This is a genomic window from Corallococcus sp. 4LFB, from assembly GCF_046520365.1.
Classification (GTDB): Bacteria; Myxococcota; Myxococcia; order Myxococcales; family Myxococcaceae; genus Corallococcus; species Corallococcus caeni.
The window spans coordinates 1-2,374 of record NZ_JBKGHJ010000817.1; the positions used below are offsets into that span (position 1 = coordinate 1).

The 2,374-nt window shown below is 63.7% G+C and carries 1 protein-coding gene; it reads left to right on the plus strand.

The genetic code is table 11. The features are described 5' to 3' along the window. Positions 1–1,903: Ig-like domain-containing protein (locus ACLEQD_RS41495; protein ID WP_410391429.1), on the plus strand; the 1,903-nt coding region annotated here is incomplete at its 5' end. Positions 1,904–2,374 lie beyond the last annotated feature (471 nt).

The following is a 2,374-nucleotide window of genomic DNA, read 5'->3' on the forward strand; positions in this document are numbered from 1 at the left end:
AGGTGCCGTCACCTGGAGCCTGGTGTCCCCGCCCGCGGGCATCGAGCTCCAGGCATTCACCCTGCCCAAGGGAGAAACGCGCGCGACCCTGAGCATCCGCGTGGGGGCAGGCACGGTGCCCGGTGCCTACACGCTGACGCTCCAGGGCAAGAGCGGCACGGTCACGAAGCAGGCCACGGTGGCAGTGACGGTCGGGAAGCCCGGAGACCTGGTGGTGAACTGGGTCGTGCCCACGCCCGGCAAGGCATACACGCGAGGCCCCCTGCTCCTCCAGTTCACGGTGGAAGGCGGCGCGGCGGAGCAGGTGGAAATCCTGAAGGACACGACGGTGCTCGTGAAGCCCACGGGGAGCCCCTATTCGTTCACCTGGGACACCACCTCCGAGGCCGAGGGCACGTACCAACTGTCCATCCGCGCAACCCGGGGAGGAGCGGTCTTCACCAGCACGCCGAGGACGGTCATCGTCGACCGGACCGCGCCCACCGTGGCGTCCTTCCTGCCGGCCCGGGATGCGGCCACGGTGGGCGTCCACGAGGCCATCCAGGTCACCTTCAGTGAGCCCATGAACCCCCTCTCGGTGACGGAGGCGGCGGTCGGGCTCAAGACGGGCGCGGGTGTAGCCATACCCAAATCGGTGGCGCTCTCTGCGGACAGCCAGGTGTTGACTGTCACTCCGAGCGTTCCCCTGGTGGCTCCAGACACCATCTCCGTTGATCTCACGCTACTCGTGAGCAACACCACGGATCTGGCAGGTAACGGAGTGCAGACCGCTCCGACCTGGAAGTTCACGGCTCCTTCCTGGCTTCCTCTCGGTGGAGCCATCAGCGCGGTGGCTGGCAGGACGTCGGCCGAAGACGTCGTATTGAAGGTGGACCGCGAGGGTCGACCTGTCATTGCCTGGTCGGAACCCGATGGCTCGACCCGGAACATCTACGTTGCCAGGTGGTCCGGTACGGCCTGGGACATGTTGGGTGCGCCGCTGAGCGGTCTGACTGCGCTTGGAACAGATGCAGCGAGGCCCGACCTGGCAATCGACGCCTCCAACCGCCCGGTCGTCGTCTGGGATGAGGCCACTGGCGATGGCCAGGGCCGAGACGTGTTCGCGCGTCGGTGGACGGGAAGCACCTGGACTTCATTGCCATCCATTCCGCTGGTCTCCAGTTCGCAAGAATACGCCATGCAGGCGCGGCTCGTCGTCGGAGCCAACGAAGACCTTGTCTTCCATGCCACCCAGCACGATGGAAACAACTCGAAGGTCCGTGGGTTCAAGCTTCCATCATCAGGCTCGGCATGGATCGACCTGAACCCTAACCAACCCGCCAACCATTTCAATGCGGACGGCATCTCAGTAGCCGCGTCCGGCACGAGCATCTTCACTGCCTATTCGGTCTACGACGACACAGCCTCACGCAGAGGTGTGGCCGTTCTCGCCAACGACGTATCTCTCCTCGGCGGAACAACGCTTGGAACAGACGTACGAGCGCTTTCGGCCGCAGTGGATGCGACGCAGCGCCCCTGGGTGTCGTGGGTACAATCGCCAACCCAGACGGAAACGGATGACATGCTTTATTGGGCGCGGTGGGAAGGAAGTGACTGGAGCACCCCCACGCTCGCCAGCAACGGTTCTACGGGGAACAATTCGCCCAGCCTCGCACTGGGTGCAGGCACTCCACATGTCCTTGCCTGGAGCGGTGTCACGGCGTCTGAACGCAGCATTCTTGTCAGCCGTTGGGTTGACTCCTCATGGAAGCCCATGGGAATGCCGCTCAGCGCACTGACGGCCAGCGGCACCCCTGCCTTTGGCCCTTCCGTCTCGATGGACGCCAATGGGCAGCCACTCGTTGCATGGACAGAGGCGGACGCGACGTCCGCCAATGTCCATGTTTTCCGGCTCAACTACTGACATCAATCCAGGCCAAGTTCTTGATAATGGACTCAACCCTATCGCCTGGGTACCACGAGCCCCCGGCTCAAGCGGTTGAGGACACGGCGCTTCTGCCTTCGCTTGTAGCTCTCATGAGCGTTGTCACCGATTTCGTTACGGCGCGCTATTTCTTCGTCCGCGTTCTGGGACTCAACGAGCGCGAAGGTGCCCCACCGTTCCGGGGGTGGATATCACTCTCAGGTGGAGGAAGGAAGGGATCCATCCGGAGTGGAAGATCCACGACGAAGTTGAGGACCCGGTAGGAATCCCAGAAAAGGCGTTCCCCATCCGGTCCTCGAAGTCCCGGTCCAGGTGGAGCTGAGAGATGAACTGTTCGAAACGAGGGTTCTCCTACAGGAGCCTTCTGCCCGCGCGTCCCCACCGAAGCCCGGGGACGGCGGGCAGCCGTGTTTCCGGAGCCCACCGGCCCGGACGCCTGTCCTTTTCCCC